General features: G+C 69.8%; 21 protein-coding genes. 10 read left to right on the plus strand and 11 right to left on the minus strand.

All coding sequences use genetic code 11. The features are described from left to right. Window positions 1–49: 49 nt before the first annotated feature. The 3 genes from ACTMTI_RS01525 to ACTMTI_RS01535 are packed head-to-tail and all read left to right on the plus strand — an operon-like array spanning window position 50 to window position 4,325. The gene (locus tag ACTMTI_RS01525) at window positions 50–2,800 is read left to right on the plus strand and encodes a BTAD domain-containing putative transcriptional regulator (RefSeq protein WP_441117697.1); all 2,751 of its coding nucleotides are present in this window, start codon (window positions 50–52) and stop codon (window positions 2,798–2,800) included. Next, window positions 2,797–3,408 carry a hypothetical protein gene (locus tag ACTMTI_RS01530; RefSeq protein WP_441117698.1) on the plus strand — a complete coding sequence of 204 codons (612 nt, stop codon included), beginning with the start codon at window positions 2,797–2,799 and terminating at the stop codon, window positions 3,406–3,408. Before ACTMTI_RS01525 ends, ACTMTI_RS01530 begins: the two co-directional genes overlap by 4 nt. Beyond that, window positions 3,405–4,325, plus strand: a complete 921-nt coding sequence (locus ACTMTI_RS01535) for a hypothetical protein (protein ID WP_441117699.1) — start codon at window positions 3,405–3,407, stop codon at window positions 4,323–4,325. The genes ACTMTI_RS01530 and ACTMTI_RS01535 overlap by 4 nt, the downstream gene beginning before the upstream one ends. Here ACTMTI_RS01535 and ACTMTI_RS01540 read toward each other — a convergent pair. The 6 genes from ACTMTI_RS01540 to ACTMTI_RS01565 form a co-directional block, all read right to left on the minus strand. After that, on the minus strand, window positions 4,322–4,741 hold the full coding sequence (locus tag ACTMTI_RS01540) for a MarR family winged helix-turn-helix transcriptional regulator (protein ID WP_441117700.1): 420 nt from the start codon (window positions 4,739–4,741) through the stop codon (window positions 4,322–4,324). The two genes, ACTMTI_RS01535 and ACTMTI_RS01540, sit on opposite strands and share 4 nt — an antisense overlap. A 120-nt stretch (window positions 4,742–4,861) precedes the next feature. Continuing rightward, window positions 4,862–5,002, minus strand: a complete 141-nt coding sequence (locus ACTMTI_RS01545; protein ID WP_441117701.1) for a hypothetical protein — start codon at window positions 5,000–5,002, stop codon at window positions 4,862–4,864. A gap of 124 nt (window positions 5,003–5,126) precedes the next feature. After that, entirely contained in the window at window positions 5,127–5,966 is an 840-nt protein-coding gene (locus ACTMTI_RS01550) for a hypothetical protein (protein WP_441117702.1), read from the minus strand. 31 nt (window positions 5,967–5,997) lie between these two features. Then, window positions 5,998–6,510: a methylated-DNA--[protein]-cysteine S-methyltransferase gene (locus ACTMTI_RS01555; RefSeq protein WP_441117704.1), complete on the minus strand. Its 513-nt coding sequence runs from the start codon at window positions 6,508–6,510 to the stop codon at window positions 5,998–6,000. Further along, window positions 6,507–7,907: an AlkA N-terminal domain-containing protein gene (locus tag ACTMTI_RS01560; RefSeq protein WP_441117706.1), complete on the minus strand. Its 1,401-nt coding sequence runs from the start codon at window positions 7,905–7,907 to the stop codon at window positions 6,507–6,509. The genes ACTMTI_RS01555 and ACTMTI_RS01560 overlap by 4 nt, the downstream gene beginning before the upstream one ends. 114 nt (window positions 7,908–8,021) lie before the next feature. After that, complete coding sequence (locus ACTMTI_RS01565) at window positions 8,022–9,245, minus strand: MFS transporter (RefSeq protein WP_441117708.1); 1,224 nt, start codon at window positions 9,243–9,245, stop codon at window positions 8,022–8,024. Window positions 9,246–9,306: 61 nt separating this feature from the next. Here ACTMTI_RS01565 and ACTMTI_RS01570 point away from each other — a divergent pair, with 61 nt between their 5' ends. Beyond that, window positions 9,307–10,269 (plus strand): DUF5937 family protein, encoded by a 963-nt coding sequence (locus tag ACTMTI_RS01570; protein WP_441117710.1) that lies wholly within the window; start codon window positions 9,307–9,309, stop codon window positions 10,267–10,269. On the opposite strand, the gene ACTMTI_RS01575 is transcribed toward ACTMTI_RS01570, so the two are convergent. From ACTMTI_RS01575 to ACTMTI_RS01585, 3 genes are all read right to left on the minus strand, one after another. Beyond that, entirely contained in the window at window positions 10,258–11,199 is a 942-nt protein-coding gene (locus tag ACTMTI_RS01575; protein WP_138712915.1) for an NYN domain-containing protein, read from the minus strand. The two genes, ACTMTI_RS01570 and ACTMTI_RS01575, sit on opposite strands and share 12 nt — an antisense overlap. 107 nt (window positions 11,200–11,306) lie before the next feature. Continuing rightward, on the minus strand, window positions 11,307–11,507 hold the full coding sequence (locus ACTMTI_RS01580) for an acyl-CoA carboxylase epsilon subunit (RefSeq protein ID WP_441117711.1): 201 nt from the start codon (window positions 11,505–11,507) through the stop codon (window positions 11,307–11,309). After that, window positions 11,504–13,093: an acyl-CoA carboxylase subunit beta gene (locus tag ACTMTI_RS01585; protein ID WP_441117712.1), complete on the minus strand. Its 1,590-nt coding sequence runs from the start codon at window positions 13,091–13,093 to the stop codon at window positions 11,504–11,506. Before ACTMTI_RS01585 ends, ACTMTI_RS01580 begins: the two co-directional genes overlap by 4 nt. Window positions 13,094–13,129: 36 nt before the next feature. On the opposite strand from ACTMTI_RS01585, the gene ACTMTI_RS01590 reads away from it, so the two are divergent. From ACTMTI_RS01590 to ACTMTI_RS01615, 6 genes are all read left to right on the plus strand, one after another. Continuing rightward, complete coding sequence (locus tag ACTMTI_RS01590; protein WP_441117713.1) at window positions 13,130–13,975, plus strand: ABC transporter ATP-binding protein; 846 nt, start codon at window positions 13,130–13,132, stop codon at window positions 13,973–13,975. Then, window positions 13,972–15,537: a hypothetical protein gene (locus tag ACTMTI_RS01595; RefSeq protein ID WP_441117714.1), complete on the plus strand. Its 1,566-nt coding sequence runs from the start codon at window positions 13,972–13,974 to the stop codon at window positions 15,535–15,537. The genes ACTMTI_RS01590 and ACTMTI_RS01595 overlap by 4 nt, the downstream gene beginning before the upstream one ends. Window positions 15,538–15,612: 75 nt before the next feature. Then, a complete protein-coding gene (locus ACTMTI_RS01600; protein ID WP_441117716.1) occupies window positions 15,613–18,234 on the plus strand; it encodes a phosphoenolpyruvate carboxylase in 2,622 nt (873 codons plus the stop codon). Between the two features lie 217 nt (window positions 18,235–18,451). Next, on the plus strand, window positions 18,452–18,739 hold the full coding sequence (locus ACTMTI_RS01605) for a hypothetical protein (RefSeq protein WP_441117717.1): 288 nt from the start codon (window positions 18,452–18,454) through the stop codon (window positions 18,737–18,739). Then, window positions 18,736–19,065, plus strand: a complete 330-nt coding sequence (locus ACTMTI_RS01610) for a hypothetical protein (RefSeq protein WP_441117718.1) — start codon at window positions 18,736–18,738, stop codon at window positions 19,063–19,065. The genes ACTMTI_RS01605 and ACTMTI_RS01610 overlap by 4 nt, the downstream gene beginning before the upstream one ends. Window positions 19,066–19,070: 5 nt before the next feature. Next, a complete protein-coding gene (locus ACTMTI_RS01615) occupies window positions 19,071–19,982 on the plus strand; it encodes a hypothetical protein (protein WP_441117719.1) in 912 nt (303 codons plus the stop codon). 49 nt (window positions 19,983–20,031) lie between these two features. On the opposite strand, the gene fdhD is transcribed toward ACTMTI_RS01615, so the two are convergent. Then, entirely contained in the window at window positions 20,032–20,877 is an 846-nt protein-coding gene (fdhD, locus tag ACTMTI_RS01620) for a formate dehydrogenase accessory sulfurtransferase FdhD (RefSeq protein WP_441117721.1), read from the minus strand. Beyond that, the gene (locus ACTMTI_RS01625; protein WP_441117722.1) at window positions 20,874–23,078 is read right to left on the minus strand and encodes an FdhF/YdeP family oxidoreductase; all 2,205 of its coding nucleotides are present in this window, start codon (window positions 23,076–23,078) and stop codon (window positions 20,874–20,876) included. The genes fdhD and ACTMTI_RS01625 overlap by 4 nt, the downstream gene beginning before the upstream one ends. Window positions 23,079–23,108 lie beyond the last annotated feature (30 nt).

Here is a 23,108-nt window from a genome sequence, read left to right on the forward strand (position 1 = left end):
TGGCCGCGGATCGCATGGGTCATGACGCTGGACGGAGAAAGGAGAGGCGATGCCGACGCGAGAGCCCGGCCGTCCGCGGGGACGCCACGCGACCGCGCGCAGCGCCGGCGACGTGCTCGCCGGGCTCGGGGCGCTGGTCGTGCTCGTGGCGCTCGTTGGCGGGGTGCCGTACGCGCTGCTCACGTTCGTCGGGCCGCCGATCGATCCCCAGCTGCTCGACCTCGACCTGCTCACCAGCCGCGTCGGGCCCAGCACCATCGTGGCCGTGCTGGTGCTGCTGGTGTGGCTCGCCTGGTTCCAGCTGTTCGTGTGCGTGCTCGTCGAGGTGTACGCCGGGGTGCGCCGGGTCGGGATGCCCGCCCGCGTACCGCTGTCCGGCGGCACCCAGGCCCTGGCCAACAAGCTCGTCGGGGCCGTGCTGCTGCTGTTCACGACCGGGGCGATGGTCGTGCCGATCGCCAAGCTGGCGCCCCCGCCCGCGGCGACGCCCGTGACGGCGGTCGCGTACTCGGCGCCGATCGTCGAGAAGACGCTGGAGACGAGCAAGACCAAGAAGGTGTACGTGGTGCAGCCCCCGCACGGGCGGCACCACGAGAGCCTGTGGGAGATCGCGGAGAAATGCCTCGGAGACGGCCGCCGATATCCCGAAATTTACCGACTTAACCAGGCGAAAGAGCAGCCGGATGGCTCGCGCCTGCGGATGGCCGACCTGATCCGGCCCGGCTGGGTGCTCGACATGCCGGACGACGCCAGAAACGTCCACATCGTCCCCGCCGACCAGCCACGCGAGCAGACGCTGCGCGAGCACCCGGGCCGCGCGGAGGTGTCCAGGGGCAAGGCCGTCGACGAGGTCCAGAAGAACACCAAGAAGGGCGAGGCCCAATACCGCCTGCCGGAGCAGAACGACAGCCGGCCGCAACAGGACCAGCAACCGGCCGCCATCCAGGAGAGCCAGGACAGCGACTTCGCCGACTATCTCGCCACGGCCTCGCTGGCCGCCGCCGGGCTGCTGCTCGTGCTGGCCAGGCGGCGCCGCGAGCAGCTGTGGCGGCGGGTGTTCGGCCGCCGGATCGCCCGCCCGCGCGGCGACGCCGCCGAGGCCGAGGTCGCACTCAGAATGGGCGGCGACGCGCCCGGCGCCCGAATCCTGGACATCGGCCTGCGGCTGCTCGGAGCCGAGCTGGCGGCGCAGAACCGCACGCCGCCCACCGTGTACGCGGCCCACCTGTCGCCCCGCACGCTCGACCTGTGGATCCACCCGGCGGACCCCGACCCGCCCGCGCCGTGGACGGCCCAGGACGGAGGCCAGGTGTGGCGGCTGCCCGCCCACGAAGGCCGCCTTTTGCCGGAGCGGAGGAGCTCGGGGGGAGAGAGCGAAGCCAACGGGCCCCGACGCGGCCGCGACCATGAGCACGTCCAGCCGGGCGGGGCGCCGTACCCGGGGTTGGTCTCGATCGGCACGAACGCCGGCGGGCGGGTGCTGATCGACCTGGAGGCCGCGCAGGGCCTGATCAACGTACGCGGGCCGCAGACCACGGCCGCGCTGGCCGCGCTCGCCGTCGAGCTGGCCACCAACCGCTGGTCCGACCGGATGCGCATCACCCTCGTCGGCTTCGGCGAGGAACTGACCGCGATCGCGCCCGACCGGATCAGGGCCGTGGGCGGACTGGCCGAGGTGCTGCCCGAGCTGGAGGCCACCGCGGCGCCGCGCAGGGAGGTGCTGACCGGGCGCATCACCGGCAGCCCCCGCGACGCCCACTACCTGCTGTCCTCGGTGGCGCCCACGCACGAGGAGGCGCGCCGCCTGGCGCTGCTGGCCCGCAGGGACACCGCCGGGTACGTGGTGGCCGGCGACGTTCCGCACGCCACGTGGACCCTGGAGATCACCGAGGCCGGCAAGGCCAAGATCGCCGAGCTGGGCTTCGAGGTGGACGCCCAGCTCCTGCCCCGCCGCCACTACAAGGCGCTGATCGACCTGTTCCGCACGGCCGCGCGGCTCGACGGGGAAGCCATCCCCGAGGCCGAGCCGCTGGCCGGGCTGCACCCGCCCGCCGTCGAGATCAGGATGCTCGGCCCCATCGAGATCGCCGGCCTCGGACCGCTGGAAGAGGGCCGGCTGGCGCTGGCCACCGAGCTGCTGGTCTACCTGGCCACGCACCCCGGCGGCGTCCATCCTGTGGTGCTCGGCGGGGTGCTGTGGCCGCGTGGTGTGCAGGACATGGTCAGGGACGCCACGATCGCCAGGGTCGCCGACTGGCTGGGCCCCGAGCACCTGCTCACCGACGAGGTGGGCCGGCTGCGGCTGGGTCCCGAGGTGCGTACGGACTGGGCGCTGTTCCGCGAGCTCGTACGCCGCTCGCACGGCGATTCGACGGCCAGGGCGGTGCTACTGGAAAAGGCGCTCGGCCTGGTCAGAGGCCCGCTGCTGGCCGGCAGGCCGCCCGGCAGGTACGCGTGGCTGGCGGCGGAGGACCTGGAGTACGACGTGGCCGCCGAGGTGGCCGACGCGGCGCACCAGCTCTGCGAGATCCGGCTCGCGCACGGCCAGCCGGACGCGGCCGTGTCCGCCGTACGCGCGGCGCTGCTGCTGGCCACCGACGACGAGAGCCTCTGGCGGGACCTGCTGCGTGCCACGCACGCCACCGAGGACATCGTCCGCCTGCGCGCCGTCGTCGAGGGCCTGACCCTGAGGGCCACCTCGCACCCGTACGGCGGCGGGATGGCCCCGGAGACCGAGGCATTGATCGAGGAACTGCTGCCCACGTGGCGCATTCATGTGGTGAGGGAGTCATCGGCATGAGACGCATCGCAGCCCTGCTCGGGCTCACGCTCCTGGTGGGATGCGGGCCAGGGGAGCGACCGTACACGCCACAGGGGGTTTCGACGCCCGCGCCCGCGAAGAGCACGGCCCAGGCCAAGCCCGCGGACAAGACACCGTCCACAGGGCCCGAGACGATCACGATCGGCGGCAAGTTCCGGATGGACATCGAGTGGCCCGCCGACCGCGACCCCCTCCTGGAGCTCGTCACCGACTACCTGGTCGCCACCAGGAAGGTGCTCGTCTCAGGAAACGATCGATACCTACAGGATCTGGATCTCGAACTGACGGCCGTCCGTCAAGCGTACGACTGGGTGCACACGTACACCGAAGAGGAGAAGACGGTGAAAGGCGCCACCCGGCTCTACAACCTGCGCGTCGCCGCGAAGGTGGGCAAGGGCGTACAGGTCAATGCCTGTGTGGACGAGACGGAGGCGCGCGTGGTCTCCACGCGTACCGGCAAGGCCGTCGTGCCCCAGCCCGATTGGGTGCGGACCCCTTACCTCCAGGCCGCCCTGGCGCACCGCGGTGACGACGGCGTGTGGCGGATCAGAGAACTCCGCTACGACTTGAAAGGGTGCACGGGATGAACCGCCTGGTCTCGATGGTTGTCGCGGGCCTGCTGATGGTCGCCGACAATCCGCCGTCCGGCAATGTCATCGACGAAGGCCGGACGAAGGGTGTCGAGCTCACCCACTCCAAGATCGTCATCTCGGGGGACGGCGCCAGAGGCGGTAGCAGTGACGGCTATGTGCTCAAACGCCCCTGCTGGTACGAGCCGGGCCCGGACGCGAGCGAGATGCTCAAGACGCAGGAAGGGCTGCGGGCGTACTGGTTCAGGTTCACGAAGAACCCGACCGAGGAGAAGTTCCAGCAGTTCCTCAAACAGTTCGAGGACCGCATCGGGCAGCCGGGACGCTGGTGGGGGCCGGCGTACAACGCCGCGGACCCGAAGGGCGAGGCGTGCTTCGCCAGCCTCGACCCGTTCGTCTTCGTGCCGCCCGGCACCACTCCGCCGTCCGGGATCACGATCCAGGAGTTGGCAGAGATCGCCAGGGCCGCCCTGACCGTGCCTGAGCCCACCGTCAAGCTGAACCCCGACGCCAAGAGCTACGTCAACCTGCCCACCTGGGTCTGGCTGGAGGGCATCGGGGAGCCGCGGAGGTCGGTGACCGCGACGATTCCCGGCGTCATGAGCGCCACCGTGGTCGCCACTCTCCAGGACATCAAGATCGATCCAGGCACCACGCCGGACCGGGCGGAGGTCAACGAGAGCGGGTGCGGCACCGCCGGCAAGCCGTACGTCAAGGGCGGCACGTTCTCCTGTGGCGTGCGTTACCTGCGCTCATCGATCGACCAATCGCGCGAGAAGTACACGCTCACCGTCACCACCGTGTGGCCTGTCGAGGTAGCGGGCGACGTGGTGCCGGTCCAGTTCGCGCCCGTCGAGGTGGGCACCAGCCGGGACTTGCCGGTCGGCGAGATCCAGAGCAACGTCAGGCCCTAGCTGAGGACCGCGGCGAGCGGGGCCGGCTCGGGCAGCTCCGCCGCCTCGGCCAGCACCTCCTTGAGCACGGCGTCATGCGTGGGCTGCGCCTGTGCCAGCAGCTCGCGCCCGGCCTCCGTGACCTCGGAGTAGATGCCGCGCCTGTCGTCCTCGCACAGGTAGCGCCGCAGCAGCCCGCGGTTCTCCAGCCGCGTCGTGGCGCTCTGGCTGAGCACGACCGCGCGGGCGAGCTGCTGCATGCGCATGTGCCAGCCGTCCTGGCGGGCCAGCGCATCCAGCACGGTGTATTCGCTCACACTCAGCCCGTGCTCCTGCTGGAGCGCCTTCTCCAGCCTGTCCTCGATTTTGGCGTGCAGCGCGGCGAGGGTGCGCCAGCCTTGGGCGCGCGCCTCGACGGCGTCATCGGCCAGGGGCATGTGACAGCCTCCTCGACACAGTTGTATGGGCAGACAGCCGGCGTGTGCAGCGCGTCGTGCCCGCCTGACCATGAGACAGGGCTGGCACGGAATGTCGTGCCAGCCCTGGTCAGCTCAGTATCACTGCTCGACGGCGCCGTCGGCGGCGAAGGCCTTGGCGGCGGAGTGGAACAGGTCCTCAACGCTGTCGGCGGTGGCGGCCTCGTAGATCCGGTGCTGGTGGAGCTCTAGGTCCTGGCAGTGGGCGAGGCGTTTCACCATGTGTTCGGGCACCTCAACGTCGCGCGCTGCCAGGGTTATCTTGAGGGCCCTGGCCAGGCCCAAGCCGAACCACTCGCGGAGCGGCTCGCTCCTGGGTCACGACCATCCGCGGATCACCTCTTCTTTAGTCGAAGATCTCATCGGCGCTCCTGGCGATGGCGGCCTTGCGGATCCAGGACTTGAGGACGTCCAGGTCGGTGCACTCGGTGATGCGTGTCCGTCCCTCGTCGGACACGGGAATGCCGCGTGCTTCCAGGAACAGCAGGATGGCCTCGGCCTCGCCTTCGGCGACCCACTCACGGACTATCTTGCTTCTGGGCTGGTACGTTCCCATGGGCATCCAGGCCTCCATAACCTTGGTGAACACGTTATCGGGCAGGCACGAGAAGACGAGGTCAGCATAACTTTTCTTGCTCGGCAGGTCCTTAAGTGCCTCGAGGAGTGTCAGGACGGTCTCGACGCCAGCCTCGGACTGGCCATACACGACGGCCGAAACGGCAGTGAGTTCGGGCTCGTCAATAGCGCGGGCAAGGTCGGTGATCATGGGAATCCCGTCCGGGCCGATGACGATCGGACACAGCACCCACCCGGGATGCCCCATGTCGATGGGTTCCGCGCAGCGCTGGGCTGTCTTCGCATCCTCGCAGAAGACCAGCAGCAGAACCGGGCACTTCTGGCGCTTCCGTAGCGTAGACAGGTAGACAGGCCAGGCCCACAGCTTGTCTTCGTCGTATTTCCGCTGCACCTCCAGTACGACCGCTGACACCGGCGCGTTGCCGTTCATCAGCACGACGACCGAGTCGGCCCGGAATTCCGTGGGGACGCAATCGGGGAAGTTGGAGTCGCTCAGCCAGGCTTCTTCGAAAGGGGGTACGGGGACACCCGTCTGTGTCAGCAAGGTCGCGATCAGCTCTGGGCATCCCCGGACGAGATCTATAAGGAACTCGTGTTTCTGGGTCGGCATGGCAAACACATTACCGAAAGCGATATCTTCATTACTGTACGTTAGTTATTCCTCCGGATTCGTGGGCAAGTAGCCACTCTTTGACCGGTACGCCGTAGTAGTAACCGCCATATCCCCCACCACTGGGCAGCACCCGATGACATGGCACGAACGGCGCGATCAGGTTCTGCGCGCATGCCGATCCCGCCGCCCGCGCCGCCGTCTTCGGCAACCCGGCTCGCACGGCCAGCTCCGCATACGAGACGGTCGTCCCGGCCTTGACCTCGCGCAACGCCGCATGAAGCCGCTTGCGCGTAGGCGTGCCCGGCTGGGAGACAGGGATGGCGTCCAGGGCGTCCAGGTCGCCCGCCAGATACGCGCGGACCGCCTCCGAGGCCGGCCCCAGGTCGTCCACCACCTCCAGGCCCTCCGCCTGCAGCGCGGGCGTGAGCCGGGCGAACATCTCCTTGGGCTCGGCCGTGAAGCCGGCCGCGACCAGCACCCCCTCGCGGGCCAGCAGCGCCAGCGGCCCCATGGGAGTCGGTACGAGCTGAGCAGCGATCATGATGAGCTCCAAAGGTGTAGCGCGGCGTAGGCCCGCCAGGGCCGCCACCGCTCGATGTGGTCGTCGGGGATGCCCAGGGCGGCCATGCGCTTGGTGAGCACGAGGTCGCCCGTGGGCCAGGCGTCGGGGTCGCGCAGCGCTCGCAACGCGATGTAGCTGGCCGTCCACGGGCCGATGCCGGGCACCTCCAGCAGCCCGGCCACCGCCTCCGCGGGATCCTGGCCGCCGTCCAGGTCGATGTGGCCGTCGACCAGGCGCGCCGCCAGGTCCTTGAGCGTGGCGATCCGGCGGTTGGTCAGGCCGAGGCCGGTGAGGTCGGTCTCCAGGAGGAGGGCGGGGGTGGGGAAGAGGCCGCCGGGGGCGGCGGCCCTGGCGACGATGCGGCCGAGCAACGTACGGGCGCCCGCCACGGAGATCTGCTGGCCGACGACCGCGCGCACGCCCAGCTCGAACCCGTCGAACGTGCCCGGCACGCGCAGCCCGGGACGGGCCGCGACCAAAGGCCCGAGGGAGGTCTGGCCGAGGATCTCGGCGATGGCGTCCGGGTCGGCGTCCAGGTCCAGCAGCCGCCGGCAGCGGGCCACGACGCGGGCGAGTTGCCGCGTGTCGTCCACCGCCACGTCCAGGGCTATGTGGTCGCGCTGCGGTGTGAGGGTGATCGTCCCACCTGGCACGGTCCTGGCGTACGACGTCCCATCCGCCACCTCCAGCCCCGGAATCGCCCGGGAGGCCAGGAACGCGAAGACCCCCTCCACGTCGTACGGCTCGCGCCGGTGCAGCCGCAGCCGGAGCGCGGCGGGCCCGGCCACTTCGGCGACCCGGGGACCGCCCGCCGTGGCCCGCAACTCGCTCGGCGCGAATCCGTACGTCTCCCGCATCGTCGCGTTGAACTGCCGGACGCTCCCGAACCCCGCCGCGAACGCCACATCCGTGACCGGCAGCCCCGTCTCCGTCAGCAGTTGCTTGGCCAGCAGCAGCCGCTTCGTACGGGCCACCGCCAGCGGTCCGACCCCCAGCTCGGCCACGAAGAGCCGGTGCAGGTGCCGCTCGGTGATGTGCAGCCGCCTGGCCAGCCCCGCGACGCCCTGTTCGTCGGCCGCCCCGTCGTCGATCAGCCGCAGCGCCCGGCCGATGAGGTCACCACGAAGGTCCCAGCCGGGATCGCCGGGGGAGAGCTCGGGACGGCAGCGCTTGCACGGGCGGAACCCGGCGGCCTCGGCCGACGCCGCATGCCGGTAGAAGCGCACGTTCCTGGACGACGGCGTACGGGCCGGGCAGATCGGACGGCAGTAGATTCGTGTCGTGGTCACCGCCGTGTAGAAGCGCCCGTCGAACCTGGCGTCCCTGGCGGAGACGGCCCGGTAGCACGAGTCGAAGTCGAGCTGTAGTGGTGCCATGTCTCCGACGGTATGCGTTCCCCAGGGACGCTGACTGGCGGAAATCGGACGTCAACGTCAAATGCCAGGTCAGCAGGTCGAGGCCGTGGACTGGCGGGAATCGGACCTGAATTCTCAGGGTTGGTGGCGAAGCCGTGAGAAGAGGAACGGCGCCCAGCTGGAGGCCATGATCAGGGCGCCCAGCCACAGTGCCGACCGCACGCCCCACACTTCGCCGAGCGCGCCCGCCAGCAGGCCGCCCAGGCCGATCGCGCCCATCAGGAGCAGCCGCATCGTGGCCGTCATCCGGCCGAGCATGTCGTCGGGCGTCACCCGCTGCCGCAAGCTGGTCAGCAGCACGTTGTTGACCCCGGTGCGGAACGTCAGCACGAACCACGCCGCCGCGGCCGCCCACAGCCACGGCCCTCGGTCCAGGAACGGGATAGCGAACGAGGCGGGCGCGGTGGCCAGGCTGACGTACCAGGTGGCCCGCCCGGTGCCGAGGCGGCGGCCGATCAGGTGGGCGGCCGCCGAGCCCGCCAACGCGCCGAGCCCGCCGACGGCGAGGTACGCGCCGAGCACCCACTCCGGATAGCCGAGCTGATCGACGAGGAGGACCGGCAGCAGCACCGAGCAGAGCGGGAACGCCAGGTTGGCCATCGTTCCCTGGATCAGGACCGACACCAGGACCGAGTTCCCGAAGAGGAAGCGCACGCCGGCCGCGATCCGCCGCCGAATCGGCTCCCGGTCCGCCGGCGCCGGCGCGGCGGGCTCGGGGACGCCGCGGAGCCAGGCGGCCGACCACAAATAGCTCAGTGCGTCTCCCAGCACCGTCATCGGCGCGCCCGCGACCTGTACCAGCACCCCGGCCGCGCTCCGCCCCGCGATGTCCATCCCCGCGCCCATCCCGACCAGCAGCGAGTTCGCGGACGTCAGCCGCTCGCGCCCCACGAGCCCGGGCACGAGGCTCATCGACGCCACGTCGAACAGCAGCGTCCCTGCCCCCACCAGCACCGCCACCGCGTACAGCTGCCCCATGGACAGCCACCCGCCCCACCACGCCACCGGCACCGAGAGCAGCACCCCGGCGCGCGCGACGTCGGCGGCGATCATGACGGGCCGCCGCCTGACCCTGTCCACCCAGGCGCCGGCAGGCAGCCCCAGCGCCAGCACGGTGAGCGTGCCGAGCGCTGACAGCAGCCCGACCTCCGCAGGCCCGGCTCCCAACGCCGTCACGGCGAGCAGGGGCAGCGCGACGTAGCTGATCTGGCTGCCGAGCTGGCTCACCGCACCAGCGATGAAGAGGTTACGAAACCCACGAAACCGCAATAGCGGTTCTTCCATCAGAGTTGCCGACATGTCTGCCAGAGTGCTGAGATGTCGGCCAAAGCCGCTATTGATTAAGTGACCCGCGAATCCAATGACGATCGACTTGACGTTCACGGCCCACGACATCGCCAACACCCGCTTCGCGATCTCCCCGCTCGGCGAGGTCGTGGCCAGCGTCAGAGTGGTGAAGAACCCGTCGGCGCACCCGCTCCTGCGCTCCTGGGCCGACCAGGTGCGCCGCCGCCTCCAGGATGTGGACTGGCGCCTGCTGTCCGACCTCGTACCGGTGCCGACCATCTCGATCGCCGGCTTCACCTGCACTCCGCCGGCCACCTCCATGCCCGACCTGGACCTCGAACTCGCCACGATGCGGGGCGCGGCCGACCGGGTCCGCTCAGACCTGGACGAGATCCCCGGTCCACGAACGAAACGCGTCCAGGCGCTCTACGCCGACCCGGAGCAGGGCCTGGAACGGCTGGCGGAGGAGGTCGCGAACTACTGGGCGGCCGCGATGGCCCCGTACTGGTCGCGGATCAGATCCCTGCTGGAGGGAGAGATCCTCTACCGGGCGAGGCTGCTGGCCGAGGGCGGCGCCCAGCGCATGCTGGCGGACCTCGACGACGCCGTGAGCTGGCAGGACGGGACGCTGCGCCTCCGGCATCGGTACGTGTCGGGCGCCCGCTCGCTGCGCGGGCTCGGGCTGCTGCTGGTGCCGTGTGTGTTCGCCTCGCCCAGGGTCTTCTCGGTCACCACGCCGCCGTACCAGCCCACAGTCCGCTACCCGCCGCGCGGCATCGCCACGCTCTGGGAGCGCCGAGAGCTGGATCCGCCAGAGGCCCTGGCAGCCGTGCTCGGCAGGACGCGCGCCCGGCTGCTGGCCGAGCTCGACCAGCCCGCCTCCACGCGCGACCTGGCCCAGCGCGCCGGGCTCTCCGAGCCGGGCGTCAACCAGCACCTCACCGCGCTACGCAAGGCAGGGCTGTGCTCGGCCCACCGTACGGGGCGATACGTCCTGTACGCCCGTACGGCAATAGCCGAGGCCCTACTTGGATGAGACCCCCACCCCCAGGTCGAACTCGCGGTAAACCCGCGCCCAGAACCCGTCACGCAGCCACACCCGGGCTTCCGGGAACGGCCGCAGCGAGTGGCCGAGCTCCTTCTCCGCCTCGATGAGCAGCTCGGTGTCGATCACGGTCGGCAGGATCGGCCCGGGGAGCAGATCGCGGATGTTGTCGCGGCCGCGGGTGAGAATCCACTTCTGCGCCACGTGCTCGCCCACGTCCTCCACGCGCGGCCGGCTCGGTCCGAGCTTGGCCACCTGGCCCGGCTTGGCGTGCGGCTTGACGGGCGCGCGCCCGGCGAACACCTGGGCGGGCGAGGGTGCGGCGGCGGGTGGAGTGACCGGAACGGGTTGGGGAGCACGGCTGAAAAAGGGCCTCAGAAAATCAGCGGAGATAACTTCTACGGTGTCCGACTCCCACACCAGGCGCTCTGCCTGGTTGGTGCCGTAGGGCGGCTCGACGCCCCACAAGTGGATGCGCACGCCGTACGCCTGCGCCGCCTCGACCGCCGGAACCATATCCTCGTCGCCTGCCAGCAGGATCGTGTCGGTGACCGCATGATGCCTGGCCAGTGCCTCAAGATCGCTCCTGATCTGCGCGTCCACGCCTTTCTGCTGGCCACGGGCGTTCAGATTGCCAAGTCGAACCTTGACCCAAGGGAGCTGAGCGATCACCCGCTGATCTACGGTGGGCACACGGTCACGGGCTGCGTCATACCAATAGATCCGCAGAAGTTCGCCAGAAATACGTTCCTCTGCATGTTTCTGTAGACTCTGGATGAGCTCATCGGCGGCCACCCGATATTCCTTGCGCTCCTTCGCGCCGAGCAGCACTTCACCAGCCGCCGCGTAGAGATAACCGACATCCACTAGGACGGCGTACTTGGCTGCCACAGGATGCGGCATGAGGTCTGGGATGGCCATGTCGTCCTCCAGGCCGCGGTGTTAGTTGATCGGCTGACTATATACGCCTACTTTCTCTAGATAGTCCCAACTCCCGGGGAACTTGACACCCGATTCCCAGGATCTATCTAGGGTAGGGCACTCATCCGCCATGCCGACTTCCCTGGGACGACAGGCTTACGCATACCTCTAGCTGGGTTTCGCCACGTTTGTCGCGGCGGTGCCGGAGGGGCTTCCGGCTCGGCGTGTCGCGCCGCCAGGGCGACCACCAATGCCGCGATCTCCTCGGGCGTGGCGTCGCCCCGGACAATGCGCAGATGCTCCGTCATAGCGGGATGTTCCCATGCTTCTTCGGCGGCAGCGTTGCCCGCTTGTTACGCAGCATCCGCAGCGCCCTGACGACTTGAGGCCGGGTTTCGGACGGTCGGATCACCGCGTCCACGTAGCCGCGTTCGGCCGCGATGTACGGGTTGGCCAGCGTGTCCTCGTACTCGGTGACGAGCCTGGCCCGCTCGGCGTCGGGGTCGTCGGCGGCGGCCAGCTCACGACGGTAAAGGATGTTGACCGCGCCTTGGGCGCCCATGACCGCGATCTGGGCGGTGGGCCAGGCCAGGTTCACGTCCGCGCCGAGGTGCTTGGAGCCCATGACGTCGTACGCTCCGCCGTACGCCTTGCGCGTGATGACCGTGATCAGCGGCACTGTGGCCTCGGCGTAGGCGTAGAGGAGCTTGGCGCCGCGGCGGATGATTCCGTTCCATTCCTGATCGGTCCCGGGGAGGAATCCCGGAACATCAACAAAAGTCAGGATAGGAATATTAAAGGCATCACATGTTCGTATAAATCTTGCCGCCTTCTCGGAGGCGTCGATATCCAGACATCCCGCGAAATGCATGGGCTGGTTCGCGACGACGCCGACCGGCTGGCCGTCGACACGGCCGTACCCGACCACGATGTTCGGCGCGAACAGCGCGTGAACCTCCAGGAACTCACCGTCGTCCAGGACATGCTCGATCACCTGGTGCATGTCGTACGGCTGGTTCGCCGAGTCCGGGATCAGTTCGTCCAGCTCGGGGTCCGGCTCCAGGTCCGCGGCCGCCGCGAAGAGCGGGGCCTCGTCCAGGTTGTTCGACGGCAGGTACGACAGCAGCGCCTTGACGTACTCCAGCGCGTCGTCCTCGTCGGTGGCCTGGTAGTGGGCCACGCCCGACTTCGTGTTGTGCGTGTGGGCCCCGCCGAGCTCCTCGAAGGTGACCTCCTCGCCCGTCACCGTCTTGATCACGTCGGGACCCGTGATGAACATCTGCGACGTCTGGTCGACCATGACGATGAAGTCGGTCAGCGCGGGAGAGTAGACGTGTCCGCCGGCCGCGGCGCCCATGATGAGCGAGATCTGCGGGATCACGCCGGAGGCGTGCACGTTGCGCTTGAAGATCTCCGCGTAGAGGCCGAGCGCGACCACGCCCTCCTGGATGCGCGCGCCGCCGCCCTCGTTGATCCCGATGATCGGGCAGCCGGTCTTGAGCGCCAGGTCAATCACCTTGACGATCTTCTCGCCGTAGACCTCGCCGAGTGAGCCGCCGAAAATGGTCACGTCCTGCGAGAACACGCACACCTGCCGGCCGTCGATGGTGCCGTGCCCGGTGATGACGCCGTCCCCGTACGGCCGCCGCTTGTCCAGTCCGAACATCGACGACCGGTGCCTGGCGAACTCGTCGAACTCCACGAACGAGCCCTCGTCCAAGAGCGCGAGCACCCGCTCCCTGGCGGTCATCTTGCCTCTGGCGTGCTGCTTGTCCACCGCCGCCGCGGAGCCCGCGTGGACGGCCTCGTCGAGCCGCCGCTCCAGGTCAGCGATTTTTCCTGCAGTCGTATGGATATCCGGCTTTTCCGGCATTGATTCCGCAGCTGCACTCATGCGCGCAAGGCTAACCCCTCACCATAGGGTGCTTCCATGACGGATGCGGTCCGCACTCACGGCCTCTTCAAGCGGTACGGCTCGCAGATCGCGGTGGCGGGAGTGGACCTCGTGGTCCCGGCGGGCAGCTTCGCAGGCTTGGTCGGCCCGAACGGCGCGGGCAAGACCACCACGTTAAGTATGATCACCGGCCTGCTCCGCCCCGACGGCGGCTCGGCCGAGGTGGACGGCTTCCACGTCTGGCGCGACCCCGTGGAGGTCAAGGCCCGCATCGGTGTGCTGCCCGAGGGGCTGCGGCTGTTCGAGCGGCTGTCCGGCCGCGAGTTGCTCCTCTACAGCGGCCGGCTGCGCGGCATCCCCAAGAGCGAGGTCGAGCAGCGGGCGGGGGAGCTGCTGGCCGTCATGGACCTGGCCGACGCCGCGGACAAGCTGGTCGTCGACTACTCCACCGGCATGCGCAAGAAGATCGGCCTGGCGGCCGCGCTGCTGAACAACCCGTCCGTGCTGTTCCTGGACGAGCCGTTCGAGGGCGTCGACCCGGTCAGCGCCAACACGCTGACCGAGGTGCTGCGGCGCTTCACCGCGTCCGGCTCCACCGTCATCTTCTCCAGCCACGTGATGGACCTGGTCGAGCGGTTGTGCGACTGGGTGTCGGTGATGAGCGCGGGCCACATCGTCGCGCAGGGCCCGCTGGAGCAGGTACGCGGCGGCCGCAGCCTCAACCAGGCGTTCCTGGAGCTGGTCGGCGGCTCGCCCCACGGCGGCGAGGCGGGCCTGACCTGGCTGGGCGCCAAACCGGCGACGGCCACCGCCAAGCCGGCGCCCACCGCCCCCGAGCCCGAGCCCGCGCCCACCGCCCCTGAGACCGGGGACCGTCCGTGAGCACCGTGGCGCTCTTCGCGCAGCTCAAGCTCCGGCTGCTGGCCGGCAACCTGCGCGGTGACCTCCAGCGCAAGCTGGGCTTCATCTTCACCCTGATCGCCGCCACCGGCCTGGCCGCGGTCGGCTTCTTCCTGGTGAGCCTGCTCCGGCTGGCGCCCGCCGACATCGCGACCACGCTCGTGATCATCCTCTTCGCGTTCTTCCTGTTCGGCTGGATGATCGTGCCGCTCATGGCGTTCGGACTCGACGACACGCTCGACCCGGCCAAGCTGTCGCTGTTCCCGCTGCGTACGAGCAAGCTCGCGGTAGGCCTGTTCACCGCCTCCGTGACCGGCGTCTGGCCGGTCGCGATGCTGATCGTCACGTTCGGCGCCCTGGTGGCGCTGCCAACCAGCCTCGGCGGCTTCCTGCTCGGCGTGCCGGCCGTGCTGCTGCAGTTCGCGCTCTGCGTGGTGACGTCGCGGCTGATCACCACGTCACTGTCCAGCGCCCTGCGCACCCGGCGCGGCCGCGACGTGCTGGCCGTGGCCGCCCTGGGCGTGGTGGTGCTCGCACAGCTGCCCAACCTGTTGATCAATCGCGGCTTCGGCGACCCGGTGGCGATGCTGCACCAGATGGCGGCCGTGCTCAGGTGGACCCCGCCCGGCATGGCGGCGCACGCCATCGCCGACGGCGGCCTGGCCGGACTGGCCGAGCTCGCCTTCGTGGCGCTGCTCGTCGTCGTGCTCGCCTGGCTGTGGATCAAGGCGCTGAGCCGGGCCCTGGTCACGCCCGACGTCTCGACGCAGGCGGCCTCCGTACGCAGGGGGATCGGCCTCATCGACCGGATCCTGCCGGACGGGCCGCTGGCCGCGGTGGTCACCAAGGAGCTGAAGTACATCAGGCGCGAGCCGAGGTTCCGCGTGGGCTGGTTCAGCGCGATCGTGGTCACGCTCGTGCTGTCGTTCTCGGTGACCAACACCTCCGAGGGCGGGCCGGGGCAGGGAGCCCCCATCTTCATCACCACGCTCGGCGCCCTGATGATCGCGCTGCAGTCGGGCAACGCGTTCGGGATCGACGGCCGCTCGCTGTGGATGAACGCCGTGGCGTTCGGCTCGGAGCGGGGTCTGGCCGTCGACCTGGCCGGGCGCCACCTGGCCAACGCCCTGATCGCGGTGCCGCTGCTGGCCGTGATCGCCGTCGGCGCGGGCCTGTACACCGGTGATCCGGCGACGATCGTGCCCGCCATGCTGGCCGGGTGGGGCGCGCTCGGGCTCGGGCTCGGCGTCGGCTCGGTGACCAGCGTCGTCATCCCGTACACCGTGCCCGAGCGGATGAACGCCTTCAGCGGCGCCGCCCCCGGCCAGGGCGGGCAGGCGTTCGCCTCGGCCATGGGCGCGATGCTGGGGATCTCGCTGCTGTCGCTGCCGTTCGCGGTGCCGCTGCTGTTCGGGCTCTCGTGGGTGTGCGTGGTGGCGCCGTTCTACGGGCTGCTGGCCGAGGCGCTCGGCAGGCGGCTGGCCGCCAGGATCGGGTTCGCCAGGATGCCGGAGCTCCTCGCCGCCGTCTCGAAACCCACGTGATTCACGCGCAGTGGTCTAGTCCAATGGGTGAGACCGGTCTACGGGCACTCAAAGCGAGTAGATACCCTTCGAAACATGATTGACCAGGGGCTCGAACGTCGCAGCGCGGCCGTGACCGAGATGCCGGACGAGTTGCGCCACGATGTGCGGCTGCTCGGCCGGTTGCTCGGCCAGGTAATAGCCGAGCAGGGCGGCGAGGACTTGCTGGCCGACGTCGAACGGCTGCGCAAGGCCGTCATCGCGGCGCGCAGAGGCGACATCTCGGCTGACGAGATCACCGAGATGGTCGCGGCATGGGAGATCGAACGGGCCGTGGCGGTGGCGCGGGCGTTCACATGCTACTTCCATCTGGCCAACCTGGCCGAGGAGCACTATCGCATCCGCACGTTGCGCGAGCGCGACGCCGAGGGCAGGGTGCAGCGGGAGTCGCTGGCGCAGGCCGTGGGGGAGCTGGGCCACGAGCGCGTCACCGAGCTGCTGGAGGGCCTGGAGCTGCACCCGGTGCTGACGGCGCACCCCACCGAGGCGCGCAGGCGCGCGGTCGTCACCGCCATCCAGCGGATCAGCGGCCGGCTCACCGAGTACAACGCCCCCGGCCGCGGCGCCTCCGAGCGCGCCGAGAGCAAGCGCCGCATGCTGGAGGAGATCGACGTGCTGTGGCGCACGGCCCAGCTGCGCTCGACGAAGCTCGACCCGCTCGACGAGGTGCGCACCGCGATGGCCGCCTTCGACGAGACGCTGTTCCGCATGGTGCCGCAGGTCTACCGCGCGCTGGACGCGGCGCTCGACCCGGGCACCGGCACCCGCCGCCCGCAGGCCCGGCCCTTCATCCGGTACGGCAGCTGGATCGGCGGCGACCGTGACGGCAACCCCAACGTCACGGCCCGGGTCACCCGCGAGACCATCCAGATCCAGTCCGAGCACGTGCTGAGCGCGCTGGAGGCGGCCTGCACGCGCATCGCCCGCACGCTCACCGCCTCCGCCCAGTTCGCTCCCTGCTCGCCGGAGCTGAAGGCGGCTCTGGCCGCGGCCGAGGACGCGCACCCCGAGACCGTCTCCGAGCTGGCCACGCGCTCGCCGCGCGAGCCGCACCGGCAGTGGCTGCTGTACGTGGCCGCGCGCCTCGCCGCCACCCGCCGCCGCGATCTCGACCTGGCCTACCGCGCGCCCGACGAGCTGCTGGCCGACCTGCGGCTGGCGCAGGAGTCGCTGGCCGCCTCCGCGCCGCGGCAGGCGTACGGGGAGCTGCAGCACCTCATCTGGCAGGTGGAGACGTTCGGCTTCCACCTGGCCGAGCTGGAGGTGCGCCAGCACTCCCAGGTGCACGCGGCGGCGCTGGAGGAGCTGCGGGCCGGCGGCGAGCTGTCGGAGCGCACCGAGGAGGTCCTGGCCACGATCCGGGTGATCGGCTGGATCCAGGAGCGCTACGGCGTCCGAGCCTGCTCCCGCTACGTGGTCTCCTTCACCCGCTCGGCTGACGACGTCGCGGCCGTCTACGAGCTGGCGCAGCACGCGCTCGGCGCCCGCGCGCCCGTGCTGGACGTGGTGCCGCTGTTCGAGTCCGGCCAGGACCTGGCCAACTCGCCGCGCGTGCTGACCGGCATGCTGGAGATCACGCAGGTGCAGGAGCGCCTGGCGGACACCGGCAGGTGCATGGAGATCATGCTCGGCTACTCCGACTCGGCCAAGGAGCTCGGCCCGGCGGCCGCCACGCTCCGGCTGTACGAGGCGCAGGAGGCGCTGACCGCGTGGGCCGCCGAGCACGACGTCCAGTTGCGCATGTTCCACGGCCGCGGCGGCGCGCTCGGTCGCGGCGGCGGCCCGGCCAACCGCGCGGTGCTGGCCCAGGCGCCCGGCTCGGTCGCGGGCCGCTTCAAGGTCACCGAGCAGGGTGAGGTCATCTTCGCCCGCTACGGCCACATCGCGATCGCCCACCGCCATCTGGAGCAGGTCACCAACGCCGTCCTGCTGGCCTCCTCGCCCACGGTCGGCGCCCGCACCGCCGCCGCGGCCGAGCGCTTCCGCGGCCTGGCCGAGCAGGTGGCCGTCGCGTCGGAGCAGGCGTACCGGGCGCTGACCGAGGCGCCGGGCTTCCCGGAGTGGTTCGCCCTGGTCAGCCCGCTGGAGGAGATCGGCTCGCTGCGCCTGGGCTCCCGCCCGGCCCGCCGCGGCCTGGGCGCGCCGCGTTCGCTGGACGACCTGCGGGCCATCCCGTGGGTGTTCGCGTGGGCGCAGACCCGGGTCAACCTGCCCGGCTGGTACGGCCTCGGCACCGGCCTGGCCTCGGTGGGCTCGCTCGACGAGCTGCGCGCCGCGTACGCCGAGTGGCCGCTGTTCAACGCGATGCTGGACAACGCGGAGATGTCGCTGGCCAAGACCGACCGCTCGATCGCCAAGCGCTACCTGGCCCTGGGCGGCCGCGAGGACTTCGCCCAGCAGGTGCTGGAGGAGTACGACCGGACCCGTGACCTGGTGCTGGGGGTGACCGGGCACTCGCGGCTGCTGGAGAACCGCAAGGTCCTCTCGCGCGCCGTCCAGCTCCGCGACCCGTACGTGGACGCCCTGTCGCACCTGCAACTGCGGGCCCTGCACGCACTGCGTACCGGCAACCCGTCGGACCAGGAGCGCGACCGGCTGTCCACGTTGCTGCTCCTGTCGGTCAACGGGGTGGCGGCGGGCCTGCAGAACACCGGCTGACGTTGGGCCTGCAGCAGGCGGGTTCCGTCATGGGCGCGGGTGAACGGGCCGTCGTCGCGTAGCGTCGGGCGGGTTCGCCGCTCAACTCCCATGCATCGGCCGGATCTGAAGCGGTATGGTCTCCTGCAAACGATCAAGGCCAGTCCGGAGGTGCGGTGTGTCTTCCTCTGCCGGAAGTGACGATGTTCGTGGGATCGGCGAGGCTTCCGGTGGGCTGGTGGGCGCCGAAGTCGGTACCGATGGGCTCCTGGAAGGGTTACGCCTAAATCCGCGGGTGCTGCGGTTGAGCGCGGAGGCGCTGGCCCGGCACATTGTCTCCGCCGTACGGGCGGCGCAGCAGGACCGGCTCGGCCGGATCGGGGAGTGCCCGCCGGGCCCATCAGAAGGCCTCGATCTGGAGGGCTTGATCTGCCGGATCGACGAGATGGAGGTTCAGACCGCTCGCGACTTCGACTGGCTTACCTCGACGATTGAAGAGACGCTGCGCCAGTTGGAGGACAGGTGAACCAGGTGCCACCCCAGTGGGTAACCATCGATGCACATGGCAGGTCTTCGTCAGGACGCCATTTCTGGAGGCTCGCAGAGGAGTATGGGCGGTTCGCCGCTGAATTCCGCCAGAGATGGGAGACCGAGTCTCCGTTGCCATACGAGGAGTTCGCCCAACCCTACAGTGAGCTGAGAAACGGACTTCTGGACGACTGCGAGGAACTGGGCGCGACGCTGCTCGGCGTCGGCCACGGCCAGATCGTCATGTCAGGCAGGAACATGGACGCCGAGCATGCCAATACGATGAACGCCCTGCGACTGCACCGCGAGCAGGCCGAGAAATGAGCCTCATGAGCGACCCGGTGGTCGTCGCGGGTCTCGGCGTTCTGGGGATCCCGCCGCTGCCCGAGGTCGGAATACTCGACCGGCACATCGCCGCGCTCGACGCGGCTGCCGCCTACCACCGGCGACTTGTCTTCGAGGGCGCAGGCGCTTACCAGCTCGCCGCTCGCAATCAAGGCCTCGCCGCTGACACGATGCACGTCTACATGGCCGGCCGGGACGGCCCGCTGCCTCAGACCGAAGACCTCGCCTACCGCCTCACCGCTGCGGCAGGCGGCCTGAAGATCACGAGAAGCGTCATCGTATGGGCGGGCGGCGTGCTCGCCGCCGCCGCCGTCGCCGCGGGAATCGCCGTGGCCGTGGCCCCGCAACTCCTGCCCCGCCTGATCGCCATGGCCAGGCAACTGGTCAGCGACATCCGCGGCGTCATGAGCGGCATCGGCCGCCTGCTCAAGCAGCTGCTCAGATCCCAGCGAAGCAGAAGGATCGACAAGGTGGCCAGCCGCCTGCACGACAAGTGGCGTGCTTCGCGCCTGCTGAGCGACGGAACCTACGACCCTCGGATCAAGACGACCACCGACAAGGCCTGGGCCAGAAGGCACGGTACGGATCAGGTGGACATCGCCAACACCCGATACGACGATCTGCCCGTCGACTGGCAGAAGGAGAACCGGGATTCCGCGACCGTGGCGGTCAAGGCGGTGCATGGCGCCCGGAAGAACGGGGCGGATCTACGCAGCGCGGACTTCATGGAAGACGCCAGTGAGCAAGTGCACGACGCGTGGCTGCAGCGGAACAAGGACTGGGCCCCTCCCGAGCAGAGCCTGAAGTATGGCGACCTGTCGGAAGTGGAGAAGGAGAAGGACCGGGTGGTCGTCCGCGAAGCGCTGGACGCGCTCGACCCGAAGCAGGACTCCTGATGCGGCTGCTTGCTGTGGGAATTCTGTTCCGTAATAGCAGAATTGAATGTTATTCAGTAGAGCGGATCCGATCGCGGCCTGCGTAGACGTTGCACCGCTCGCCTCGCAGGAAGCCCACCAGCGTCATCCCGAACTCCCTGGCCAGCTCGACGGCCAGGGACGACGGCGCCGACACCGCGCACACCGCCGGGATCCCAGCGGCCAGCGCCTTCTGCATGATCTCGTAGCTGGCCCGGCCGCTGACCATGAGCACGTGCTCGGCCAGCGGCAGCCGCCCGGCCAGCGCGGCCCAGCCGACCAGCTTGTCGACGGCATTGTGCCGCCCCACGTCCTCACGCACCCCCACCAGCCGGCCCGTGGCCGAGAACAGCCCGGCGGCGTGCAGCCCGCCGGTCTTGCCGAACACGCCCTGGGCCCCGCGCAGCGCGTCCGGCAGCCCGTACAGGATCTCCGGGGTGAGCTCCAGCCGCCCCCGGGGGACGGCCCGGCAGCGGTCGCGCAGCGCGTCCAGGCTGGCCGAGCCGCAGACGCCGCATGCGCTGGAGGTGAGGAAGTGCCGGTCGAGCGCGGGCAGGTCGGGGATGGGGCCGCGCAGGCGCACGGTGACCGTGTTGTAGCGGGCCTCGGGCGGGAGGTCCTCGTCCGTGCAGTACGCGATCGCCCCGATGTCGCCGGGGCCGACCAGTCCCTCGCCGTGCAGGAACCCGGCGGCCAGCTCGAAGTCATGGCCTGGCGTGCGCATGGTGATGGCGACGGTCTTGCGCGCGCCGTCCGGTGCGGTGAGGCGGATCTCCAGCGGCTCTTCCGTGGCGAGGTCGTCGCGGCGGTCCCGGGCGACGGATCCGGAGAGCTCCCGGATCCTGGCGCGGGTGGTGGGGCCGGGTCGCGACTTCACAGCGGCCGCACGGTGACGAGCGCGTTGAAGTCGGGGATGCGCGCCTGTGGTGAGCGGCGGTTCTCGTCTAGCAACACGTTGCCCTCCGGCCAGTGGATTTGCAGGTTACCGGGCATCAGCGGGGCCCGCAGCACCTTGCCTTGGTACGTTCGCCGCTCGGAACGCAGTTCCACCCTGGCGCCGTCGGGGAGGCCGAGGCGGTCGGCGTCGTACGAGCTCATCAGCACGGCCTCGCGCGTCGCGCCGTTGAAGCCGTCCAGCCGCTCGTGGACCATGCTGTTGAACTGTTTGCCGCGCCTGGTCGCCACCATGAACGTGCCGTCGGGTCGTTCCAGCGCGGGCGGCTCGACGACGGAGAACCTGGCGAGCCCGTCGGAGGTCTGGAAGCGGCCGTCGGCGAACAGGTGGCGTCCGCCGTACTGGACGTTGTCGCCGAACTTCGTCAGGCCGGCGATGCCCTGGTAGAAGGGGACCGCCTTTTCGATCTCGGCACGGATCTGCGGCGTGCCGGTAAAGCGGACTTTTGCCGAAATTTCAGGACGGGTGCGTGCGGCCAGCTCCGTGAAGATCTTCCACTCCGGCCACGCCTCGCCGATCCGCGGCCCTTCCACCTCCGGCGAGAAGATGATCCGGCGCTCCGTGGAGGTCTCGGTCACACCGCCGACCATCTCGTATCGCGTCTGCGCGGGCAGCAGCAGTACGTCGCCCGCGCCCGGCACCAGCATCTGCGACGACAGCACGATGTCGATGTGGACCCGGAGCTTGAGCCGCGACAGGGCCTCGCGGCAGTAGGCCGGGTCGGGCAGGACCTCCAGGAAGTTGCCGCCGGACGAGACGAGCGCGTCGAGGTCGCCGCGGTGGGCCGCGTCGATCATGTCGGTGGCGGTCAGTCCGGGGGTGTCGGGGACCTGGAATCCCCATATGTCAGTAAATTTTGCGGCATTTTCTGGCGTGACCGGCAGCCCGCCCGGCAGGCCTGTCGCGTACGCGCCCATCTCGGCCCCGCCCTGCACGCCGCTGTGCCCTCTGATCGGCATCAGCCCGCACTTGTCGCGCCCGAGGAAGCCGCGCGCCAGCGCCAGGTTCACGATGGCCCGGACGTTGTCCTCGCCGTAGGCGTGCTGAGTGATCCCCATCGACCACACCAGCACCGCGGATCCGGCCTCGCCCAGCATCCTGGCCAGCCGGAGCATGTCGTCGCGGGATGCCCCGGACAGCGCCTCCAGTTCCGCCCACGACTGGGCGGTGACGGCCCGCCGCACGTCCTCGAAGCCGGTCGTGTGCCGGTCCGCGAACGCCTTGTCCACCCAGTCGTTCTCGATCAGGTGCTTGAGCACGCCGTTGAGGAAGCCGATGTCGCCGCCCACGTTCACGCCGAAGAACGCGTCCGTGATCTTCGTGCCGAACAGCGCGGACTCGGCGTTCGACGGCACCCAGTAGCGGTCCATGCCGGGCTCGCGGTAGGCGTTGACCATCGCGATCCGGGTCCCCGCCTTCTTGGCGTGGTAGAGGTATTTCATCGCCACCGGCTGGTTGTTCGACGGGTTGGAGCCGATGAACACGATCAGGTCCGAGCCGATCCAGTCGGCGTACGAGCAGGTCGTGGCCGCCGCGCCGATCGTCTGCTTGAGCGCCACGGTGGACGGCGAGTGGCAGATGCGGGCGGCGTTGTCGACGTTGTTGGTGCCGAGCGCCCGCACCGCCTTCTGCGCCGCGTAGTAGTTTTCGTTGGGCATGCCGCGGCTGGTCAGGTACGCCCCGAAGCGCGCGCCGCGCAGCCCGCCCGCCGCCACGCGCAGCGCCTCGTCCCAGGAGACGCGGGCGAAGCCGGGCTCGCCCGCGCGCCGCAGCATCGGGTACGGCAACCGCCCCAGCTCGCGAAGCTCCGCACTCTTCTTGTCAACAAGTCCCGAAATGTCGTGCAATTTCGAGACGTCCAGTGCGGGCATGGTGTTCAGCGGCAACAGCCGGAGCCTGATGTTGCACAGGTGGATTTCGTCCATCGTCCAGTCGTGCATGCCGAACGTGCCGAGCGCGCATCCGTCGCACGTCCCCTGGTTGAGGATCCGCCAGGCGTAGCGCCTGTTGCCTCGGACCGACCTGAACGCCTTCAACAGCTCCAGGTAGTTGTTCGGCTTGCGCAGCCCGATGCCGAACGGCCGCCACGAGGCCCAGTTCCTGGGGTCCAGACGCTTGCTCATACCTCCATCTTCTCTCCCTGCCAAGATAGA

The sequence above is a fragment of the Nonomuraea sp. H19 genome (assembly GCF_052068215.1).
GTDB lineage: Bacteria > Actinomycetota > Actinomycetes > Streptosporangiales > Streptosporangiaceae > Nonomuraea.